This is a genomic window from Rathayibacter sp. AY2B5 (genome assembly GCF_002931645.1).
In the GTDB taxonomy this organism is placed as follows: Bacteria; Actinomycetota; Actinomycetes; order Actinomycetales; family Microbacteriaceae; genus Rathayibacter.
On sequence record NZ_PSUE01000033.1, the window covers coordinates 1 to 19,227 of the forward strand.

Below are 19,227 nucleotides of genomic sequence, written 5' to 3' on the forward strand. Positions count from 1 at the left end.
GGGGGGGGTGGGGGGGGGGGGGGGGGGGGGGGGCGGGGGGGGGGGTGGGGGGGAGCGGGGGGGGGGTGGGGGTGGTGGGGCGGGCGCGGCGGCGGGGCGAGTGCCGAAGGGTGTCGCCGAGCTCGGTTTTTCGTCTCATGACCGGCGCCCCTGGCGGGCTTCCTCCGAACGAGAACCGGCTTCCCGTGACTGCTCGGCACCCTGTCATGCACTTCGTGCTCACGAGTGCTTCGGAAGGAGGAACGCCGGGAACACCTCAGCGAATCTCTCGGCGGTGACTATGAGCCATTGAGCGAGATCAGGAGCGGTGGCCTCGTCGCGCCACTCGCCGGTTTCGCGTAGGAGGACCTGGCTCGACAGGTTCCCCGGCTCATTGAGCCACTCGAGATCCGCGCCGACGGCAGCCTCGATCTCCACGCGATGGTCGAGCAGGCGGGCGAAGAGCGCCTTGTCCTCTCGGATCTTCAGCGCACAGGAGACGCCGGCGGGTTCGCGGGACGACAATCCGAGGACGATGACGGATCCGGGCACGCCGAGACTCACGTCGACAGTGGATCCGGTCGATCCGCTGGGCCAGGACGTGATCCTCGTCTGGAGACTCTCGCCGAGGTCGTGGACCTTGAGGAAGAACGCCTTCCTCTGCGCGAGGAGCGGCCGGGTCCCAGGCACCCGATGTCGATCCTGGTCGATCTCCAGCCCCGCGAGATCGGCGAGGTCTTCGGCGCGGAGGAACTGCGCCGGATCGGCCCGGCCCTCGCGATCGAAGGTGAGACCCTCGGACTCGAGGAACTCGCGCGGAGGATCGGTCCGGTCCGAGTCCATCCATCTGAAGCCCGGCGCTATCGTGCCGCCGCTTTGAAGTACTCTCCACGCGCCTTGCATCGGGTTGCTCGCGAGGACGGCTGCGACGGGTTGAGGGTAAGAGCCGGCGACCAGGGCGACCTCGCCGTAGGACGTCCATCTGCCGGCGGGGATCTCGGCGACTATTGAGGCCACGACGCTCCGCATCGCGGAGGGCTCTGCCCAGCCGGACGACGTCAGGTCTTCATCAGGACCAGGCCACAGAGCGATGATCCTCTCTGCGAGAGCGGCGCTGCGCTTCGCGATCTCCGGAGCGCCCCACTCCTCCTCGCCCGCGATCTCCTGATTAAGGCGAAGGCCACTCTCGGCCAGCATCCTGCGCTTCTGGTCGAAGGGGCGGTTGCTGAGCTCGCTGTTGTACCCGGTGAGAGTGAGGTTGCCGATCGTGTGGACGAGGCGGTCGTGCTCATAGGCGAGATCGGATCCGTCGGGCAGGCCCCGCTCGAAACCACGCCGTACGGCGTCGGTCAGGGTCTGAGGCAGGACGTGCTCGATGGTCAGGTTGCCCGGGTCGATAGTCTCCTTCGACTCGTAGGACTCCTCGAGCCACAGCAGGATGAGCTTCTTCTGAGCGGCCCGACCCTGCCAGTAGAACGGGACATTCGTCACCGCCTCCCGCACCTGCTTGTCCGTGCCGTAGTACTTGCGGCCGCGCGACAGGTGCTCGCGCAACGCGACGTCGATATCGGGGGCATCGGCAATGGCGCTCACTGCTTGAAGGAGCGTTCGATTCAAGCTCGCAGTCGCGCGCCCGATGACGATGCGCCGGACGAAGTAGGACTCGAGGTAGGTCAGGGCCTGAAGCACCTGATCAGCGGACGCGGTTCCTGCAGCCCGCCGGTCCAAGAGGCGCATGACGACGGGATACGCAGTCGTCGAGCCCCATGCTCGGATCCGCGTCAGGCGTCTCTGGATTCGGTTGTCGACCTCGAGCGAAGGATCGAGAATAGCCGCGAGTACGTCGCCCAGCTTCGCGATTCGCACGACCTCGGCCACGATTTCCGCCGGGCCGGCGAGCTTCTCCAAGCGCTTCTGCTGCCCTGTATACGTGTCCGACTGCTTGGCGCGTTCGTCCGTCTGCACCAGGTCGAGCCAGAACAGCAACTCGAGGCTGTCTGCACTGAGCTTCTTCTCCAGAGGCAACCAGACCGATTCGTAGACCTCGACGCCGCTGTCGCCGAGCCGCATGAACAGATAGTTCTTCAGGAGATCCGACTGGGTCAGCTGAAGGCCCGTGTTGTTCAGCGATTCGAAGATGCGGTGTGCATTGTCCCGGGGCTCTGCCGTCACGACGACGAGGGCGAGGCCGTTGACTATGACGTTCTCGATCTCCTCGAGATCGTGCGGATCATCCGGGTCGTCGGCCGCAGCGATCTTCGAGCGGAAGTGGTTGTACGCCTCGCCGATCCGGCCGACACCTCCTGCGTCCGGAGCCGACCGAATGACCGCCAGGTAGGAGGCTCTATCCGCCTGCGTGGGCAGAACTTTCGCCGGCTTGTCCTTGTCGTACACATTGACCAGGTACTGCGCCTGGATGCCCTCAGCCTTTTCGGCGTCGCCGGTCTCGTTCAAGTGATCTCGGAGGGCGGCCAGGAGGAGCGTCAGGGTCGTCAGGCGCTGCTGCCCATCGACCACGAGCAGCTTCGAGACGCCGACAACCGAGAAGTCGGGGCTCTGGGCGAGTACCAGCGAGCCGATGAAGTGCGTCGCGGTGGGCTCCTCGCGGCGGGTGTTCGCGAGCTCGGCGATGTCGTTCCACAGCTGGTCGAGCTGCGGCTTCCCCCATGAGTAGACCCGCTGGTAGAGCGGCACCTGGTACTGCTTCTTACCCTCCAGCACACCGGCGAGGTTCGTCTCCGCTGCCTTGACCATTCTTACCTCCGCGTTGAAGTGTCTTCGAGATCGGCTTGCGCCCGTGGACGGCGCCTAATGATCGGCGGGCGCTGCCACTGAGAGGCCGCCCCTATTCGGGGTGAGCTCGAGGACGGTCTGGTCCGAGTCGGTGAGAACCGGGATCCCGTCGGGCACCGTGTGGAGCGCCCGGGCGAGACGGCTGAAGGTCGTTCGAGCCTCGAGAGTTCCTTTGCCGGCGAAGGCGATGAGAATCCTGCTCGCGTCGATCTGCAGAACGCTCAGATCATCGAGGAGCCCGACGAGCTGCACCTGTCGTGCCGCGATCCGCCCGAGCTCGTCGCGGAGGACCCCCTCGACGGAGAGCAGCGACCGGTCCGGATTCGCATGCTCGGCCGCGACCCTCTCGAGCACCGCGATTCGAGCTCGAAGAGAGAATCCCTCGTACATCTGGGCGACGATGCGTTCGAATTCCCTCATCGGATCGTCGCGCTTGCCCACGAGTGCGACGAGGAGCTCGGGCGCGTACACCCGGTCAACGCCCTCGTACTTGGCCACGACATCGAGCCAGCGGTCGAGACGATCCTCGTAGCTGTTTGCAAGCGCATCGAGCGCACCGAAGGCATGGGCGGCTGAAGAGATCGCCGGGATCCTCGCTTGGTCGAGCAGGTAGCCGGCGACTTTCCGCGTCTGCTGCGCCGCGGTGACCAGTACCGATCGGTCCTCCTCGTTGGCCCGATTCTCGATTCCGAGCAGTGTCGTCGTGATCCTCTCAAGCTTCTTGTTCATCTGGTGCTGCGCGAGCATATCCCCGGCGACGGCGAGACCCACCGTGGCGATAAGTGGTCCGGCCGCAGCAGCGGCGCCCGTCCCCGCCACTGCCGGGACGAGCCGAGCATGAGCCGAGAGTTTCGTCGACCCGGCCGCCCGGACGATTCCGCGGAACCCGCCCCCTACTGCGGGAACGAGATCGCGAGCGACCGCGCCGGTCGGGAGGATGACGCGGTAGAGGCCCTCAGCGGATCCGGGCGATCGGGTGAGGCCGCCCGCAGCCTGACCGATCGCCTTCGCGAAGGCCCCTGCGGTCTGAGCCACGAGACCCGAGGCCACCTGGCCGGCCGGTGTCGGCACGCGACTGATGAGCAAAGCATCGCGATTGAGGAGCATGCGGAGCATCCCCTCGGTGCTCGGTTCCGACGGCGTCGGGACCAGGGGGACGACGACAGCTTCTTCGGGATCCACGGCGCCTCCAGCTGGTGTGTGTATCTCATCCTGTCAGTCGGCGGGGACCGAGCCGACGCATCCCGTTCGGACCGATCAGTCGGCAGCGCTCCTGAAAAGGGACCACCCGGATGCCCGTCCACTCGTTATGGCGCGATGACCCGAGTGCGGTATGTCAAGGTCCGTTCTGCAATGTCCTGTTCGCCTGCCGCCCCTTGCCCGCGCGCCGCTCCGAGCGCACGCTGGAGCCATGACCGCCTGGAGCCCTCTCGAGACCGTCGGCGCCGTGGTGCTCGCCCTCGCGCTGATCGGGCTCGCCGTCGCGGCCGTGGCGGTCGGAGCAGGCGACGAGATCGCGTTCATCGGCGTGCTGGTCGCCTTCGCGGTCGCGGTCACCGGGCTCGGCCTCCACATCGCCGGCCGCGAGGCGCGGTACCGCCGCGACAACCGGTGACGCCGAAGCGCTTCCGCCGCGACGACGGCTGAGGAGGCGCGCTCCCGCCGCGACGGCCGCTGAGTGGAGAGACTCCCGCCGCGACGGCACTCGGCCGGTCAGTGCCCGAGCTCCACCAGCAGCACGCCGGCGATGATCAGGCCGATCCCGCCGAGCATCGTCCAGGTCAGCGGGTCCTGGAACAGCCAGCGGCCGAGCACCGCGGTCAGCGCGACTCCGACCGCCGCCCAGATCCCGTAGGCCACCCCGATCGGCATGCCCTGCGCGAGCGCCCCGGCCAGCAGCGTGAACGCGACGACGTAGCCCACTCCGACCACGACGTACCAGCGCTTCCGGCCGTCCGTCGCGGGCTTGAGGCTCATCGTCGCGGCGACCTCGGTGAGGATCGCGCCCGAGAGCAGCAGCCAGGCCATCAGCGCACCGCCCGGCGCGCGGCCTGCGCTCGCTGCGAGCCGATCTCGACCATCAGCACGCCCGCGATGATCAGCACCAGCCCGATCGTCATCACGCCCGTCAGCGGCTGACCGAAGAGCACGGCCGCGAGGACCGCCGTCAGCGCGACGCCGCACGCGCCCCACACGCCGTACGCGACTCCGATCGGCATGCCGGCCTTGAGCACCCGGCTGAGGAGGACGAACGCCGCCAGGTAGCCCGCCACCACGAGGGCATACCAGCCCGGCGACTCGATGGCGGCCTGGAGGGCGAGCGACGCCGTCACCTCGGTGAGGATCGCGCCGGCGAGGAGCATCCAGCTCATCGCGTGCCGTCGGATCGGGTCATCCGGCCAGCGTAGGGCGGGCGCGGAGGCGTGCGCCCGCAGAACCAGAGTGCAGTGCCCGGAGACGGGGTGGGAACGATCGTTCTCCGGGCAGTGGCGCGCTCACCGCGCGAAGTGCTCGCGCACCTCCGCCTGCCAGCGCTCGCGGTCCTCCTCCGTGATGAACGCCGCGTCGAAGGAGTTGAGCGCCAGCTGCTCGAGCTGCGCGTCGTCAATCCCCAGCTCCTCGACCAGGGCGCGGTAGTTCTCATCCACGTCGCCGCCGAAGTAGGGCGGATCGTCGCTCGAGACCGTCACGACGAGTCCCTCGCGGAGCATCGCGGGCAGCGGGTGGTCGGCCATCGTGTCCACCGCGCGCAGGGCCACGTTCGACAGCGGGCACACCGTCACCGGGATGCGGCGCTCGCGGAGCATCGCGACCACCTCCGGGTCCTCCATCGCGCGGATCCCGTGGTCGATCCGCTCGACCTTCAGCAGCTCGACGGTGGCCGCGACCGTCTCCGGCCCGCCCTCCTCGCCGGCGTGCGCGACCAGGCGCAGTCCCTCCGCCGCGGCGCGCGCGTAGACGTCGACGAACAGCTCCGGGCCGAAGCCCACCTCGTTCGAGTCGAGCCCGACGCCGATGATGTGCTCGCGCCAGGGGAGGATCGCCGTCAGCATCTCGTCGGCCGCGTCGGCGCCCAGGTCGCGGAGGAAGCACATGATCAGGTCCGTCGAGATCCCGTGGGTCTCCTCGCTCCGGCCGAGCGCACGGGTGATCCCGCTCATCACGGTGTCGAGCGCGACGCCGTTGCCGAGGTGCGTCTGCGGGTCGAAGAAGATCTCGGCGCGGCGGACGTTCGCCTTCTGCGCCCGGTCGAGGTAGCCGGTCGCGAGCTCGAAGAAGTCCCGCTCCGTCTTCAGCACGGTGAGGTTCGAGTAGTGCAGCTCCAGGAACGACGCGAGGTCGGTGAAGGAGTACCGCGCGCGGAGGGCGTCGAGATCCTCGGTTGGCAGGGCGACCCCGTTGCGGCGCGCCATCTCGACGATGTGCTCGGGCTCGATCGTGCCCTCGAGGTGGATGTGCAGCTCGGCGCTGGGCGGGGCGGGGAAGGCGGGGCGGGGCATGCGGATCCTCCAGGGAGCGGCCGGGGCGGCGGGGTCGCTCCCGACCGTAGGCCTCCGCTGTTTCGCGCGCGTTTCCGGCGGGAGGCGCGCGATCCGGATCCGGAGCGGCCCCGCCCCCGGGTGCTAGAGCTCGCCCTGCTGCGAGGTGCCGGCCGGGATCGGGACGAGCCGCGTCACGACGGGAGGATGGGCGACGAGTCCGCGGATCGCCGCGTTGAGGCGGACGACCGGCTCGCCGGCGCCGTGCGCGTCGAGCAGGTCGCCGCTCGTCCACTTCTCCAGCATGACGATGGTGCCGTCGGGCGAGTCGTGGATCGCGTAGAGCTCGCAGCCCTCCTCCTCGTGCACCTCCGCGATGGCGGTGGAGAGGGCGGCGACGAGCGCGTCGCGCTGCCCCTCGGCGGGAGTGAAGATCGCGGTGACGACGACGGGATCGGACATGGCGTGCCTTTCGGAGGGGGAGGGGGATCAGCGCTGCGGGGGTGCGGCGCAGCTGGAGCGGATGACGAGGTCGGCCTGCACCTCGATGTGCTGCGGGGCCTCGGGGAGGCGGCCCTGCATGCGGGCGAGGACGAGCTCGACGCTGTGACGGGCGAGCATGTCGATCGGCTGGCGGACGACGTCGAGCGGCGGGGTGACCAGCTCGCTCCACGGGTTGTCGTCGAACACGACGACCGAGAGGGCCTCCGGGATCCGGATCCCGAGCTGGAAGAGCCGGTGCACGGCGCTGCGCACCTGCGCGCCGCTGCCCGCGGTCTGAGGAGGCCGCGGCTGCCGCGGCACCTCCGGCCGCCGGAGCAGCCGCAGGCCGGTCGCGAGCTGCCAGGCCGTGACGGCGTAGACGGAGGCGCGCTCCCAGACGCCGTCGGGCAGCAGGTCGACGCCGGGCACGCGGGTGTCGACCTGCAGCATCAGCAGCGCGAGCAGGCCGGCCGCACCGAGCACGATCCCGACCGTTCCGAGCGCCCACGGGGCGCGGCCGCGCCGGGCCGCGGCACCGGCGATGATCGAGGCCGCGTTGCCGCCGACGATCGCCATCGCGGCGCCGAGCAGGTGCAGGCCGCCGATCCCGTTCTGCGCACTGGCGCTGCTCCCGTGCACGAGGCCCACCACGGCGATGCCCACGGCGTGGACCACGGCGAGGGAGAGGAACAGCCCCCGCGATCCACCCCGCGCCGCCCGCACGGTCGTGACGGCGGCGGCGAGGTAGAGCGCCCCCTGCAGGAGGAATCCGGCGTTCATCACCGCGTGCAGCGGCGAGTCGATCGCGCGCCCCTGGAACACGCCCACCTCGGGCACGCCGAGATCGCTGATGTAGTTCCGTGCGTAGCTGTAGCCCGGGAACGCGGACGCGGCGACCGCCTCCGCTCCCACGTAGGCGAGCGCGCTCACCACCCACAGCACTCCGGCCCCACGAGTTCCCATGCGCCCATCATCCCCGGGCCCGGCCCCGCCGGTTGTCGTCGCGGACGGCTCCCCGGCTAGGCTCGCCGGATGCTGCAGGTGCGGGGTGAGTCCGGGCAGGCCGTGCTCCTCCTGCCGGGCGGGGGCGAGGCCGTCGACGGTTTCTTCCCCGGGCTGGTCGAGGGCCTGATCGTCGATCCGGGCTGCCGGGTGGTCCTCTACGACAGGCCGGGCACAGCGGGGTCGGAGGTCGCCGGCGGACTGACCGACGCCGCCGACGCCGTCCACGCCGTGCTGGCCGGCCTCGGGACAGGTCCGGTCGTCGTGATCGGCCAGAGTCTCGGCGGTGCCGTCGCGATGCTGCTCGCTCGCGATCATCCCGAGGACGTCGCGGGACTGGTGCTCCTCGACCCGACGCCCGTCAACGACACGGCACTGGCGCGTCAGGTGGAGCGGACGGCCCGGGCGACGGCGACGCTCTCGAGGCTGCCGGGGCTCGGCCGAGCGCTGTCCGCGCTGCTGCGCACGAGCGCCGCCCGGTCGGCGAGGCGCTACGCGATGAGCCCGGACGCGCGCGCGGCCGCTCTCGCGATGGCGGACGTCGACCTGCCGGGGCTCGCCGCCGCCGCCGCCGGTCTGGAGCAGGTGGCGCGGGGCTTCGACGAGTCTCAGCTGCCCGCCGTCCCCGCGGCCGTGGTGACTGCGGACCGCCGGCCCGGGTCCTCCCTGCATCGCGCGCATCGGCGCGTGGCCGCCGCACTGGACGCGCCGCTGCTGTCCTGGCCGGGAGCCGTGCACGAGGTGCATCTGAGCCACGAGCGCGAGGTGCTCGAGGTCGCCCGCGCGGTCGTGCGGGCCGTCGCCTCCGACTAGGTCCGGAGCCGCTGCGCCGCCGCTCCGGTCACAGGCTGAACCCGCCGTCGGTCGTGAGCACCTGCCCGACGACCCAGCTGCCCGCCGACGTGGCCAGCCATGCGATCAGCTCCGCGGGCAGGCGCGGGGCCACCCGGTACGAGGACGCCGCTCCGGCTCCGCTGCGCGAGGGAGGCCGACCTGGACTACTCCTCGTCCGCCCGGTAGACCTTCCGGAACGCGTCCTTGCGGGCGATCCTCCCGCCGCGGAACTCGTAGATGTCGCAGCCCCGCGTGACCTGGGGTCGGCCGTCGGGGCCGGTCCCGGTGAAGGACCAGGTGGCCGCGCCGCGCGTCCCGGCGATGAGGGGAGCCCCCTCCTCGTGCCGCTCCTGTCCAGTGTCGAAGGCGAGCATGAGCGCGAATCCCTCGCGGACATGCTCCTTCCCCGTCCAGGTGCGGCCGGGCTCGGGGCCGACGGACGCGCCGTAGACGCAGTCGTCGGTCATGTGGCTCATCAGCGCTTCGAGGTCGTGGCGGGTCCAGGCGTCGCTGAACGCGGCCAGCACCTCGGGCGTCATCTCGCTCGTGCTGGTCTCGGTCGAAGAGGAGTCGTCCATGGCGGGCCTCGGTCCTTCTGATCGGTGGACCGTCGTCGGTCGCTCTGCGACCGTGGCAGGTGAGCGGCCGCAGTGGCAACGCCCTCTAGCGGTCATGTCCGGAAGCGGACGGCCGGCGGATCAGTGGTCCGTCGATCCGCCGACCAGCGGGTGAGCGCGACGGCGGGGGGCGGTGCACTGCGGGCGGCGGGAGCGGCCGCCGAGGCGACCCGCTCCACCGGGCACTGCCCCGTCTCGATGCTGAGCCCCTTCGTGAAGGCCGTGCCGAAGTCGGACGCGGGCCGGCCCTCCTCCGCCTCCTCGGTCGCGGCTCCGGGGTCGCCCGCGGCGGCCGGATGCTAGGCGCTCGCCGCCTCCTCCGCCACCTCCTCCCCGCCGACCGGCGCCGACGCGCAGGATGAGGAGCACCGGTCGCGGCGGGCACCGACTCCGCACCCGACCGGCACCGAGACCGCCACGAGCCCGCGCCGGCGGGAGGACAGCGAGAGCACCATGGGATTCTGGGGACCGACCGACGAGACCCGCGGCACGCGCCCGGTCGACGAGCCGCTCGGCGAGCTGGAGCTCGTGCACGCCTTCACCAGCGGGCCGATGCCCACCGGCGTCAGCGTCTCGCACACCGGGCGGATCTTCGTGAACTTCCCGAAGTGGGGAGACGAGGTCCCGGCCACGGTCGTGGAGCTGGTCGACGGAGCGGCGGTGCCCTACCCGGACGAGGCCTGGAACACGCCGTCGGGAATCGACGACGCCGGCGCCCTCGTCTCGGTGCAGAGCATCGTCGTCGATCCGGCCGACCGGCTCTGGATCCTCGACACCGGCAGCCCGATGTTCGAGCCGACGAAGAAGGGCGGCCCCAAGCTCGTCCGCGTCGACCTGGCGACCGACACCGTCGAGCAGGTGATCCTCCTCGAGCCGGACGTCGCCCTGCCGACCACCTACCTCAACGACGTGCGCTTCGATCTGCGGCGCGGCATCGCCTACATCACCGACTCGGCCGACTCCGGCCCGAACGGGATCATCGTCGTCGACCTCGAGGCGGGGACCGCCTGGCGTCGCCTGCACGACCACCCGAGCACGAAGGCGCTCACTCCTCCGGAGCTCGTGCCGATGGCCGAGGGCCGCGTGCTGATGAAGCGCCCGGCAGACGGCGACCCGCAGCCGGTGACGATGGGCGCCGACGGCATCGCGATCTCGGCCGACGGCGAGCGCCTCTGGTACTGCCCGCTCGCCTCCCGCCGCTGGTTCAGCGTGGCGACGTCGGCCCTGGTCGACCGGTCGGTGCCGGACGAGGACGTCGCGGCGACCGTCGTCGACGAGGGCGACAAGGGCGGGGGAGCGGACGGCCTCGAGACGGATGCGCTGGGCCGCTTCTACGCCACGAGCTACGAGAACAACGCGATCGTCCGCCGTCGCACCGACGGCACGATGGAGACGATCGTGCACGACGAGCGGCTGCTCTGGCCCGACACCATGTCGATCGCGACGGACGAGCACCTGTACGTCACCGCGAACCAGCTGCACCGCCAGGCCGACTACCAGGGCGGCACGGATCTGCGGACGTACCCGTACTCGCTGTTCCGGGTGCGGATCGGCGCGGGGCCGGTTCTCCTGCGCTGAAGGCCCCCGCCCGGTCGCCTCGCCAAGATCCGCAGCGCGGATCAGCGCCAGTGGGCGAGCTCCGTGCGGAGGGTCGCGCGGGCGCGGGCGAGCAGCCCGCGGACGGTCGAGGTCGAGAGGCCCAGCTCGTGCGCGATCGCGTCGTAGCTGCACTGCTCCAGCTGGCGCAGCTCCCAGCAGCGGCGCTGGGCCGGGGGCATCGCGGCGAGCACCCGGTTGGCGTCGGCGGCGAGGGACCCGCAGTGCGCAGCGTGCTCCGGGTCGTCGGCGGCGGAGGCGGGGAACTCGTCGTCCAGCTCGGCTCGCAGCCGCGAGACGCTGGAGCGGAGCCGGTCGACGCTGCGGCGGCGGGCGGTCGTGACGAGCCAGCCGGCGATGGTCTCGCCGTCGATCACGCTGTCCACGTGGGTCCACGCCGCGAGGAACGTCTCCTGCACCACGTCGTCGACGTCGGCGCTGCTGCGGAGGGTGAGGGCGGCCGTCGCGCGGAGCAGACCGGTGTAGCGGCGGACGATGGTGGCGGTGAGCATGCGGACTCCGGTCGACTTGATGTGCACGCATGATTCGGAGGCGCGCTCCCGCCCGGTTTCCCGGGGCGGGACCCCAGTGGGAGGGGCAGGTCTGTCCGTTTTCCGGGGACGTCAGCGCCGCCGCGACCACCAGCGTCGGGACCGCTCCGGCTCGGCGGCCGCCCGGGCGTCGGCCGCGGCGGCGCGATCGGCGCGCCGCTGCGACCAGGTGGCGACCTCCTCGTCGACGTCCCGGAGCGGGGTGACGACGGGCGGCCCGCCCAGCAGCTGGCGGCGCGCCTCGATCACCCGCGTGTTGAAGTCGGCGAGCTCGGCGCGCACCTCCTCCTCGCGGTGCAGGCGGTCGAGGCGCTCGTCGAGCGCGCGGTCCTCGGCGCGGAGGAGGAAGGCGGCCGGGCCGATACCGGTGAGGTTCTCGCGCTCGATCTTGCGGCGGATCCACCAGTCCGGGTCGTGGGCCGCGCCCAGGTCCGGAAGCGGCTTCCCCGATCCCGGCAGGTCGTCGAAGTCGCCGCGGCGGATCGCGAGCTGGATCGCCGTCTCGACGAACGCGGCCCGCTCGAGCGGATCCTCCGGCAGGGCGGGCTGCTCCGCCTCCTCCTCGCCCGCGGCGCCGGCCCGGTACCGGGCGGCGCGCTCCCTCGCATCCGACATCCCTCCACGCTAGATCGGGCTCCTCGCCCCGGGCAACCACCCCTCCCGCCGTCTCCGTGGTCGGCGGGCGCCGCGGGTCGACATCGCCGGACCGGCGTGCGCAGTATCGATACTCGATAACGTCGACGATCGATAAGGAGCACGCCATGACGAGTGTCATCCCCAGCGGACCGGTCCGGGAGCGTCCGCGCGTGTTCCGGGTGGCCCGGGCGGTCCTGCTCATCGTCGCGGTCTTCTCCGTGCTCACTGCGCTCCTGCAGACCTGGACCGTCACCACCGGGCGCACCCTATTGGTCTTCGGGGGAGCGGACGGCCGCCTCCCGCTCCGGAGCCTCCCGCAGCTGCTGCAGGCCGAGCCGCGCGAGGGCACCGCGCCCACGCTCGCCGACGCCGCCCTCTCCCTCCGCCTGCTCGGTGCGCTGCCGAGCCTCCTCCAGGCGATCACGATCGTCCTCGCCACCGTCTTCCTTCTGCGGGTCCTCCGCGGCATCGCGGCCGGACGCCCGTTCGACCCCTTCGTCCTCGCGAACTGGCGCCGTCTGAGCCTCGCCCTGCTGATCGGAGGAGTGGCGCAGGGCCTCGCCGACACCGCGGCGGGCCTGTATCTCAGCTCCGGCATCGGCCTGCTCTTCGCCGCCGGCCGGGTGACCGACGAGCAGCGCGACGCCTTCCTCGGCGGCGACTACCAGGCCATCGGGACGAACCTGCCGCAGTGGCCCGTCCCCGTCCTGCTCGCCGGAGTGGTGGCCCTCGCCCTGACGGCGGCGTTCCGCGCCGGCGCGAAGCTCGAACGGGACGTCGACGGCGTTGTCTGAGCCCGCCGACGACGAGAGGCACCGGATCGACTGCCACCTCGGAGCAGTGCTGGCCGAGCGCGGCGTGACCCTCACCGCCCTCTCTGCCCGCACCGGCATCACGTTGGCGAACCTCTCCATCCTCAAGAACAACCGCGCCCGCGCGATCCGCTTCACGACGCTGACGCTCATCTGCGACGCGCTCGACTGCACCCCGCAGGAGCTGTTCTCGATCCGGGCCGTCGACGAGCGGGGGTAGCGGCGGGCGGATCGGCCAGGGGATCTCTGCGGGGCCGATGGTGTGGACGCCGTCCGATCGGATCGTCGATCGAGCAGGCCTCAGCCGCGCTCCGTGTCCGCCCCTCAAGGGATCGGCCGGAGCTCCCCGGAGCTCGCTCTCGTCCCGACCCATGGATGAGCCTCACCAGCGCGGTTGGCGGCCTCGGCCATCGACCGTCCACAGGGGAGCGAGCTCGTCAGCGGGACCGTCGAATGCGCCTCCGGTGGATGCCGGCGGCTGCTCGCGGTCGTCCCTCCCGACGCGAATCACTCCCGAGCAGTTGTCGAGCGAGCTCGAAAGGACCCCGCAGACACGCATCGCGGGAACCCTCCGGGACCCTCGCTCCATCTCGGTGGCTTCCACCGTCGAGGGGCCCCTCCTGAGGATCCGGGCCGACTACTGGTCCCAGGAGTACATCCCCTGGGGACGTGTGCGAAGCGTCCTCGTGCGTGCTTCCGCGAACCGGTCCCGTCGCGCTGTGCGATCTCCCTGAGACGGCGGCGGTGTACCCGTCGACGAGGCCGCCGGTCATCGACCCCGCGAGGAGCGCCCGCTTCAGACCCGCACCGACGACGAACACGTCGATCGACCCGGGGTTCCCGAACGGGAGACGGACCGTGATGCACGTCTGGTCGTGCTGAGCGGCGGTCAGCGGTCGAGGACTTGACGAATGACGAGGACTCGGATCTCCGTCGACTCCCGCCCCACCGGGTCGAACCCGCTCGCCGTCGTCACTGAGACCCTGCTCGAGCTGGTCGGCGTGCTCGTGCGCGCCGCGCTGCGGCCGCGTCCCGCCGCTCAGTCCAGCGGGTAGCCCGGCAGCCCGTCGATGCTGACCGCGTTGCGCGTGGCTCGGTACTCGGCCATGCCGTCGGGGCCCTTCTTCTCGGCCTGGAGGAGGAGCAGGTCGCGCTCGCCGACCGGCTCCATCACGGGCACGCCCCAGCCGCACGCGTCGCTGATGCGGGTGAGCTCGACGGTGACGACCGCGCGGGTGCTCGGGTGCTCGGGGTGCTGCTCCGCGACCTCGGTGAATGCCTCCGAACCGGGCAGGTGCACGGAGCCGGTGCCGTGCAGGCGGACGATGCGCGGACGCGATCCGAACGACGCGAACATCAAGCACACGCGCCCGTTCTCGCGCAGGTGCGCGATCGTCTCGACTCCGCTGCCCGTGTAGTCGACCCAGCCGACCCGCCGCGGGCCGAGGATCGAGAACGAGTCGTGGCCGCGCGGCGACATGTTGACGTGCCCGTCCGCGGCGAGGGGCGCGGTGGCGACGAACCACATCGGCTGCTCGTGGATCCAGGAGCAGAGGCTCTCGTCGATCTCGTCGTAGACGTGCGCCACGGGATCAGGCCCCGGCCGCGCGGCGGACCAGCTCGGTGACGGCGGCGCGCGTCTCGGCGTCGGCGGAGACGAGCGCGTAGGCGGTCGGCCAGATCGTGCCGTCGTCGAGCTGCGCGCCGTCCTGGAAGCCGAGGGTCGAGTAGCGCGTGCCGAACTTCGCGCCGGGCTGGAAGAAGACGATCGCCTTGCCGTCGGAGCGCGCGTAGGCGGGGAAGCCGTACCAGGTCTTCGGGAGGAGGTCGGGAGCGGTCTCGCCGACGACGTCGTGCAGCATCTGGGCGATCGGCCGCTCCTCGTCGGTCATCGCGGCAATCGCGGCCTCCGCGTCCCTGCGGTCGGCGTCGGCCTTGTCGGCGCTCTTCTGCCGCTTCGCCTCCGCCCGCAGCTCGGCCGCGCGCTGCTTCATCGCCGCGCGCTCGTCCTTCGAGAAACCGTCTTCGGAGGCCATGTCCGCCCGTCCCGTCCGTCTGCGGCTCCCGGTCCGGGAGCGTCCCCGCACATCGTGACAGCGCCGCACTCGCCGCACAACGGCGGGAGCGAGCGCGACCGCGCGCCCCGGAAGCCCAGCCTCCGCGGTTAGCGTGGGCGGATGCGCCTCCTCCTGATCCGCCACGGCCAGACCCCCTCCAACGTCGCCGGGCTCCTCGACACCCGCGTCCCCGGACCCGGGCTCACCGACCTCGGCCGCACCCAGGCCGCGGCGCTGCCCGGTCAGCTCGCCGGCGAGGGGATCGGCGCGCTGCTCGTCTCGACGATGGTCCGCACCCACGAGACGGCCGCCCCTCTCGCCGCGGCGCTCGGGCTCGAGCCGATCGAGCGCGACGGCATCCGCGAGGTCGCGGCCGCGGGGCTCGAGATGCGCGGCGACGACGCGGCGGTCGAGGAGTACATGGGCACGGTCTTCCGCTGGGCCGGCGGCGAGACGTCGATCCGGCTGGCGGGCGGCGAGACGGGCGACGAGTTCGCGGCGCGCTACGACGCGGTGGTGGCGGAGGCGGAGGCGCTCGGGCACGAGGTCGTCGCGCTGATCAGCCACGGCGCGGCCATCCGCTGCTGGGCGGGTCTGCGCTCCCTCGACCTCGATGCGCGCTTCATCGCCGACCACCTGCTCGACAACACCGGCGTCGTCGTCCTCGAGGGCTCGGGCGACGCGTGGACGCTCGTGTCCTGGCAGGGCGAGCCCGTCAGTGGAGTCGGCGCGGCGGCCCCCTCGGGCCCGGCGGGCGAGACCACCGTCTGAGCTGCGGGGCCTCCTCGCCGGTCGAGCAGCGGCGGATGGAGACCGGCCGGAACGAGCGCCGCCGGCCGCGCCATCACGGTAACGATCGCGCAACACTCCGGAAACCAGCTCCGACCAGTACATTCGCTCGCGCCGATCGGCTCATCACCACCCCTGGACCCGCCCCCGCAATTGTCCGACGTTTGCCCCTCGGCGGCTCCGCGGCTACCGTGGTCGGCGGTCCTCACGGGCCCCGATGAACCGGTCCGCGCTCGCACGGCGTCCCCCAGGACGCGCCGCGATCGTACGGTCAACGGGAGTGGAGGCGGCCCCGAGGCCGCCTCGGACGCTCTCGCCTCCACCCCCTGCCGCGCTGAGCGGCGGGACGCACGCGGAGGCTCGACGCACGGCTGTCCCACGCTCCCGACCCGGCACCACGAGATGAGCGCAGGGCGTCGTCCCTGCGCGCCGACGGAGTGTACGTGCACCAGAACCAGCAGATCATCAGCGAGCCCCGGAGCGAGGCGGGCGCCGATCCCGCGACCCCCGCTCTCGAGGCCCGCCACCTCTTCAAGGTGTTCGGCCGGAAGCCCGACGAGGTCGTCCGCCGACTGGGCGAGGGCGCCGACCGCGGCGAGCTCGCCGGACTCGGCACGGCCGCGGTGATCGACGCGTCCTTCACCGTGCGCCGCGGCGAGATCTTCGTCGTGATGGGCCTCTCCGGCTCCGGGAAGTCCACCCTGATCCGCATGCTGAACGGGCTCCAGGAGCCCTCCGCGGGCGAGGTCCTGATCGAGGGCTCCACCATCACCGGCGTCTCCGAGGCGGAGCTGCGCCGCGTGCGCCGCTCGTCGGTGTCGATGGTGTTCCAGCACTTCGCGCTCCTCCCGCACCGCACCGTGCTCGACAACGTCGCGTACCCGCTCGAGATCCAGGGCGTCCCCGCGGCCGAGCGCCGCGAGCGGGCCCTGCTCGCGGTCGAGCGCGCCGGTCTCGCCGGCTGGCACGAGAAGATGCCCGACGAGCTCTCCGGCGGCATGCGCCAGCGCGTCGGCCTCGCCCGGGCGCTCGCCGCCGACACCGACATCGTGCTGATGGACGAGGCGTTCTCGGCACTCGACCCGCTGATCCGCCGCGAGATGCAGGAGCAGCTGATCGAGCTGCAGCACGAGCTCGGCAAGACCATCGTCTTCATCACGCACGACCTCAACGAGGCCATGTTCCTCGGCGACCGCATCGCGGTGATGCGCGACGGCCGCATCGTCCAGATCGGCACCCCGGAGGAGATCCTCACCGACCCGGCGAACGACTACGTCGCCCAGTTCGTGCAGGACGTCGACCGCGCCCGTGTGCTCACCGCCTCCGCCGTGATGGAGCCCGCTCGCTCCGTGGTCACCCTGGCGGCCGGTCCCCGCGCCGCGCTGCGGAGCATGCGCGACCTGCAGACCTCGGCCGCGTTCGTGGTCGGCGGCGGACGCCGCCTGCTGGGCACGGTCCGCGACCGCGACGTGATCGAGCAGGTGCGCCGGAGCACCGGCGACCTCTCGGCGGTCCTCACCTCCGACGTCGTCACCGTCGGTCCGGACACCGCCCTCAGCGAGGTCATCGAGCCCGCCGTCGAGTCGGCGCTGCCGGTCGCCGTGGTCGACGCCGACGGGCGTCTGCTCGGAGCGATCCCGCGGGTGACCCTGCTCGCGGCGCTCGGCAACGTGCCCGCCCGCACCGGCGAGCACCCGGTGATCGAGCCGCCCGCCACCGTCTCGACCGAGGTCGTCACCGCGACCCTGCACGCGACCGGAGGCCCCGTCGACGACGCCGTCCTCGCGGCGGACGGAGGTGCACGATGACCGATCTCGGATTCCGCCTCCCGCTCGGCGCCCTCGCCGAGGGTGCCGTCGATGTCCTCACGCAGACCTTCCAGCCGGTCTTCGACCTGCTGCGCACCGTCTTCGGCGCCCTCTACTCCGGCGTCGACCTCGTCCTCGCGACACCGCCCTTCTGGGTGATCGTCGCCTTCCTCGCCGTACTGGCCTACGCCGTCCGCGGCTGGGTCTTCGCGGCCGGCACCGCCGTGGGGCTCCTGCTGATCGTGGGGGTCGACCAGTGGGAGAACGCGATGGACTCCCTCGCGCTGGTGCTCGTCGCCTCCGTGATCGCCATCGCGCTGAGCGTGCCGCTGGGCGTGCTCGCCGCGCGCAACCGCACGGCCTCCGCGGTCATCCGGCCCGTGCTCGACCTGATGCAGACGATGCCGGCCTTCGTCTACCTGATCCCCGCGCTGATCCTGTTCCGGGTCGGAGTGGTGCCCGGCATCGTCGCGACCATCGTGTTCGCCATGGCGCCGGGCGTCCGGCTCACCGAGCTGGGCATCCGCGGCGTCGACCCGGAGCTCGTCGAGGCGGGGGAGTCGTTCGGCTCCTCGAAGTGGCGGATCCTCCGCCAGATCCAGCTGCCGCTCGCGCTGCCCTCGATCCTGGCGGGCCTCAACCAGGTCATCATGCTCTCGCTCTCGATGGTCGTCATCGCGGGCATGGTCGGCGCCGGAGGGCTGGGCGGCGACGTCGTCGCGAGCCTCAACCGGATCGATGTCGCGCTCGGCTTCGAGGCGGGCATCTCCGTCGTGATCCTCGCGGTCGTCCTCGACCGGATGACCGGCGCGCTGGGCTCGCCCTCGCCGGCGAGGGTCGCCCGGGCGAAGAACCGCCGCGCCGTCGTGGCGACCCGCTCGGCCGTCGGCGTCGTCTCGATCGGCCTGGTCGCGTCCCTCGGGGCCGCGACCCTCGCCGCTCCCGCCACCGCCGCCTCCGTCGACAACGGCGACCGCACCGACGTGACCGTCGCCGTGTTCCAGGGCTGGGACGAGGGGATCGCCGTCTCCGCTCTGTGGGAGGCGGTGCTCGAGGAGCAGGGCTACGACGTGACCCTGCAGAACGCCGACGTCGCCCCCGGCTTCCAGGGCCTCTCGACGGGCGACTACGACCTCGCCCTCGACACCTGGCTGCCGCTCACCCACGCCCGGTACGTCGAGCAGTACGGCGACTCGATCGTCGACCTGGGCGCGTGGAACGACGAGGCGAAGCTGACCATCGCGGTCAACGAGGACGCTCCGATCGACTCCCTCGAGGAGCTCGCCGCCGACCCGGGCGTCGTCGGGAACCGCCTGATCGGCATCGAGCCCGGCTCCGGTCTCAACAAGACGACGACCGAGGACGTCATCCCCGGCTACGGCCTGGAGGGGATGGACTACCTCACCTCGTCGACGCCGGCCATGCTCCAGGAGCTCTCGAGCGCGACCGCCGCGGGCGAGAACATCGCCGTCACGCTCTGGCGCCCGCACTGGGCCTACGACGCCTTCCCGGTCAAGGACCTCGAGGACCCGAAGGGCCTGCTCGGGCAGGCGGAGGGGATCCACTCCTTCGGCTCGGCCGCCTTCGACGCGGACTACCCGACGATGAGCCGCTGGATCCGCGACTTCCGGATGGACTCGAAGATGCTCTACTCGCTCGAGAACGCGCTGTTCAACGACGGGGCCGACGACCGCTCCGCCGCCCTCGCCGCGTGGATGGACGAGAACCGGGAGTACGTCGACACGCTGATCACCTGATCCGCCACCACGACGGAGGCCGAGAGGCCGGGCG

Annotated in this window: 22 protein-coding genes; 10 read left to right on the top strand and 12 right to left on the bottom strand. The window is 71.7% G+C overall.

The annotated features are described in order from the left end of the window. Positions 1-219: 219 nt before the first annotated feature. Both C5C30_RS15645 and C5C30_RS15650 read right to left on the bottom strand, forming a co-directional pair. The gene (locus C5C30_RS15645; protein ID WP_104334055.1) at positions 220-2,733 is read right to left on the bottom strand and encodes a DUF4268 domain-containing protein; all 2,514 of its coding nucleotides are present in this window, start codon (positions 2,731-2,733) and stop codon (positions 220-222) included. Between the two features lie 54 nt (positions 2,734-2,787). After that, positions 2,788-3,954 (bottom strand): hypothetical protein, encoded by a 1,167-nt coding sequence (locus C5C30_RS15650; RefSeq protein ID WP_104334056.1) that lies wholly within the window; start codon positions 3,952-3,954, stop codon positions 2,788-2,790. Positions 3,955-4,183: 229 nt separating this feature from the next. Between C5C30_RS15650 and C5C30_RS15655 the strand changes: the two genes are divergently transcribed. Further along, positions 4,184-4,387: a hypothetical protein gene (locus C5C30_RS15655; protein WP_104227488.1), complete on the top strand. Its 204-nt coding sequence runs from the start codon at positions 4,184-4,186 to the stop codon at positions 4,385-4,387. Positions 4,388-4,485: 98 nt separating this feature from the next. Here C5C30_RS15655 and C5C30_RS15660 read toward each other — a convergent pair whose 3' ends face one another. The 5 genes from C5C30_RS15660 to C5C30_RS15680 all read right to left on the bottom strand — a co-directional run bounded on the left by C5C30_RS15660 (position 4,486) and on the right by C5C30_RS15680 (position 7,697). Continuing rightward, a complete protein-coding gene (locus C5C30_RS15660; RefSeq protein WP_104224891.1) occupies positions 4,486-4,800 on the bottom strand; it encodes a multidrug efflux SMR transporter in 315 nt (104 codons plus the stop codon). Continuing rightward, a complete protein-coding gene (locus C5C30_RS15665) occupies positions 4,800-5,144 on the bottom strand; it encodes a multidrug efflux SMR transporter (RefSeq protein WP_104334057.1) in 345 nt (114 codons plus the stop codon). The genes C5C30_RS15660 and C5C30_RS15665 overlap by 1 nt, the downstream gene beginning before the upstream one ends. 123 nt (positions 5,145-5,267) lie before the next feature. Continuing rightward, on the bottom strand, positions 5,268-6,272 hold the full coding sequence (locus C5C30_RS15670; protein ID WP_104334058.1) for an adenosine deaminase: 1,005 nt from the start codon (positions 6,270-6,272) through the stop codon (positions 5,268-5,270). A 123-nt stretch (positions 6,273-6,395) separates the two neighbouring features. Further along, the gene (locus tag C5C30_RS15675) at positions 6,396-6,713 is read right to left on the bottom strand and encodes a putative quinol monooxygenase (RefSeq protein WP_104224889.1); all 318 of its coding nucleotides are present in this window, start codon (positions 6,711-6,713) and stop codon (positions 6,396-6,398) included. A gap of 27 nt (positions 6,714-6,740) precedes the next feature. Beyond that, positions 6,741-7,697 carry a DUF998 domain-containing protein gene (locus C5C30_RS15680; protein WP_258066009.1) on the bottom strand — a complete coding sequence of 319 codons (957 nt, stop codon included), beginning with the start codon at positions 7,695-7,697 and terminating at the stop codon, positions 6,741-6,743. A gap of 69 nt (positions 7,698-7,766) precedes the next feature. Here C5C30_RS15680 and C5C30_RS15685 point away from each other — a divergent pair, with 69 nt between their 5' ends. Further along, on the top strand, positions 7,767-8,549 hold the full coding sequence (locus C5C30_RS15685; RefSeq protein ID WP_104334059.1) for an alpha/beta fold hydrolase: 783 nt from the start codon (positions 7,767-7,769) through the stop codon (positions 8,547-8,549). A 185-nt stretch (positions 8,550-8,734) separates the two neighbouring features. Here the strand turns inward: C5C30_RS15685 and C5C30_RS15695 are convergent, their stop codons facing one another. Beyond that, on the bottom strand, positions 8,735-9,148 hold the full coding sequence (locus C5C30_RS15695; RefSeq protein ID WP_219827809.1) for a nuclear transport factor 2 family protein: 414 nt from the start codon (positions 9,146-9,148) through the stop codon (positions 8,735-8,737). A 123-nt stretch (positions 9,149-9,271) separates the two neighbouring features. Here C5C30_RS15695 and C5C30_RS17435 point away from each other — a divergent pair, with 123 nt between their 5' ends. Continuing rightward, positions 9,272-9,490, top strand: a complete 219-nt coding sequence (locus C5C30_RS17435; protein ID WP_146081557.1) for a hypothetical protein — start codon at positions 9,272-9,274, stop codon at positions 9,488-9,490. 150 nt (positions 9,491-9,640) lie between these two features. Beyond that, on the top strand, positions 9,641-10,765 hold the full coding sequence (locus tag C5C30_RS15700) for an L-dopachrome tautomerase-related protein (protein ID WP_104261483.1): 1,125 nt from the start codon (positions 9,641-9,643) through the stop codon (positions 10,763-10,765). Positions 10,766-10,806: 41 nt separating this feature from the next. On the opposite strand, the gene C5C30_RS15705 is transcribed toward C5C30_RS15700, so the two are convergent. Both C5C30_RS15705 and C5C30_RS15710 read right to left on the bottom strand, forming a co-directional pair. After that, the gene (locus C5C30_RS15705) at positions 10,807-11,322 is read right to left on the bottom strand and encodes an RNA polymerase sigma factor (RefSeq protein WP_104334060.1); all 516 of its coding nucleotides are present in this window, start codon (positions 11,320-11,322) and stop codon (positions 10,807-10,809) included. 84 nt (positions 11,323-11,406) lie between these two features. Beyond that, complete coding sequence (locus C5C30_RS15710; RefSeq protein ID WP_104334061.1) at positions 11,407-11,949, bottom strand: DUF1992 domain-containing protein; 543 nt, start codon at positions 11,947-11,949, stop codon at positions 11,407-11,409. 146 nt (positions 11,950-12,095) lie between these two features. Between C5C30_RS15710 and C5C30_RS15715 the strand changes: the two genes are divergently transcribed. The 3 genes from C5C30_RS15715 to C5C30_RS17820 all read left to right on the top strand — a co-directional run bounded on the left by C5C30_RS15715 (position 12,096) and on the right by C5C30_RS17820 (position 13,837). Continuing rightward, positions 12,096-12,764, top strand: a complete 669-nt coding sequence (locus C5C30_RS15715; protein WP_104224884.1) for a hypothetical protein — start codon at positions 12,096-12,098, stop codon at positions 12,762-12,764. Beyond that, entirely contained in the window at positions 12,757-13,002 is a 246-nt protein-coding gene (locus C5C30_RS15720) for a helix-turn-helix transcriptional regulator (RefSeq protein WP_104261480.1), read from the top strand. Before C5C30_RS15715 ends, C5C30_RS15720 begins: the two co-directional genes overlap by 8 nt. 691 nt (positions 13,003-13,693) lie before the next feature. Further along, positions 13,694-13,837 carry a hypothetical protein gene (locus C5C30_RS17820; protein WP_181131600.1) on the top strand — a complete coding sequence of 48 codons (144 nt, stop codon included), beginning with the start codon at positions 13,694-13,696 and terminating at the stop codon, positions 13,835-13,837. Here the strand turns inward: C5C30_RS17820 and C5C30_RS15725 are convergent. Both C5C30_RS15725 and C5C30_RS15730 read right to left on the bottom strand, forming a co-directional pair. Next, positions 13,822-14,370 carry a pyridoxamine 5'-phosphate oxidase family protein gene (locus tag C5C30_RS15725; protein WP_104251100.1) on the bottom strand — a complete coding sequence of 183 codons (549 nt, stop codon included), beginning with the start codon at positions 14,368-14,370 and terminating at the stop codon, positions 13,822-13,824. The genes C5C30_RS17820 and C5C30_RS15725 overlap by 16 nt on opposite strands. A 4-nt stretch (positions 14,371-14,374) precedes the next feature. After that, a complete protein-coding gene (locus C5C30_RS15730; RefSeq protein ID WP_104227361.1) occupies positions 14,375-14,818 on the bottom strand; it encodes a hypothetical protein in 444 nt (147 codons plus the stop codon). A gap of 141 nt (positions 14,819-14,959) precedes the next feature. Here C5C30_RS15730 and C5C30_RS15735 point away from each other — a divergent pair, with 141 nt between their 5' ends. The 3 genes from C5C30_RS15735 (at position 14,960) to C5C30_RS18185 (ending at position 19,193) form a co-directional block, all read left to right on the top strand. Further along, complete coding sequence (locus C5C30_RS15735) at positions 14,960-15,610, top strand: histidine phosphatase family protein (protein ID WP_104227360.1); 651 nt, start codon at positions 14,960-14,962, stop codon at positions 15,608-15,610. 461 nt (positions 15,611-16,071) lie between these two features. Then, on the top strand, positions 16,072-17,436 hold the full coding sequence (locus C5C30_RS15740; RefSeq protein ID WP_374952941.1) for a glycine betaine/L-proline ABC transporter ATP-binding protein: 1,365 nt from the start codon (positions 16,072-16,074) through the stop codon (positions 17,434-17,436). Further along, the gene (locus C5C30_RS18185) at positions 17,433-19,193 is read left to right on the top strand and encodes an ABC transporter permease/substrate binding protein (RefSeq protein ID WP_104334062.1); all 1,761 of its coding nucleotides are present in this window, start codon (positions 17,433-17,435) and stop codon (positions 19,191-19,193) included. The genes C5C30_RS15740 and C5C30_RS18185 overlap by 4 nt, the downstream gene beginning before the upstream one ends. The last annotated feature ends 34 nt before the right edge of the window (positions 19,194-19,227 follow it).

Excerpts from the sequence above, each read along its gene's own strand:
- C5C30_RS15700 (WP_104261483.1), top strand. The coding sequence starts at position 9,641 with ATGGGATTCTGGGGACCGACCGACGAGACCCGCGGCACGCGCCCGGTC.
- C5C30_RS15675 (WP_104224889.1), bottom strand. The coding sequence starts at position 6,713 with ATGTCCGATCCCGTCGTCGTCACCGCGATCTTCACTCCCGCCGAGGGG.
- C5C30_RS15695 (WP_219827809.1), bottom strand. The coding sequence starts at position 9,148 with ATGGACGACTCCTCTTCGACCGAGACCAGCACGAGCGAGATGACGCCC.
- C5C30_RS18185 (WP_104334062.1), top strand. The coding sequence starts at position 17,433 with ATGACCGATCTCGGATTCCGCCTCCCGCTCGGCGCCCTCGCCGAGGGT.
- C5C30_RS15645 (WP_104334055.1), bottom strand. The coding sequence starts at position 2,733 with ATGGTCAAGGCAGCGGAGACGAACCTCGCCGGTGTGCTGGAGGGTAAG.
- C5C30_RS15730 (WP_104227361.1), bottom strand. The coding sequence starts at position 14,818 with ATGGCCTCCGAAGACGGTTTCTCGAAGGACGAGCGCGCGGCGATGAAG.
- C5C30_RS15660 (WP_104224891.1), bottom strand. The coding sequence starts at position 4,800 with ATGGCCTGGCTGCTGCTCTCGGGCGCGATCCTCACCGAGGTCGCCGCG.
- C5C30_RS15665 (WP_104334057.1), bottom strand. The coding sequence starts at position 5,144 with ATGAGCTGGATGCTCCTCGCCGGCGCGATCCTCACCGAGGTGACGGCG.
- C5C30_RS15710 (WP_104334061.1), bottom strand. The coding sequence starts at position 11,949 with ATGTCGGATGCGAGGGAGCGCGCCGCCCGGTACCGGGCCGGCGCCGCG.
- C5C30_RS15715 (WP_104224884.1), top strand. The coding sequence starts at position 12,096 with ATGACGAGTGTCATCCCCAGCGGACCGGTCCGGGAGCGTCCGCGCGTG.
- C5C30_RS15670 (WP_104334058.1), bottom strand. The coding sequence starts at position 6,272 with ATGCCCCGCCCCGCCTTCCCCGCCCCGCCCAGCGCCGAGCTGCACATC.
- C5C30_RS15735 (WP_104227360.1), top strand. The coding sequence starts at position 14,960 with ATGCGCCTCCTCCTGATCCGCCACGGCCAGACCCCCTCCAACGTCGCC.
- C5C30_RS15680 (WP_258066009.1), bottom strand. The coding sequence starts at position 7,697 with ATGGGAACTCGTGGGGCCGGAGTGCTGTGGGTGGTGAGCGCGCTCGCC.
- C5C30_RS17820 (WP_181131600.1), top strand. The coding sequence starts at position 13,694 with ATGACGAGGACTCGGATCTCCGTCGACTCCCGCCCCACCGGGTCGAAC.
- C5C30_RS15685 (WP_104334059.1), top strand. The coding sequence starts at position 7,767 with ATGCTGCAGGTGCGGGGTGAGTCCGGGCAGGCCGTGCTCCTCCTGCCG.
- C5C30_RS15655 (WP_104227488.1), top strand. The coding sequence starts at position 4,184 with ATGACCGCCTGGAGCCCTCTCGAGACCGTCGGCGCCGTGGTGCTCGCC.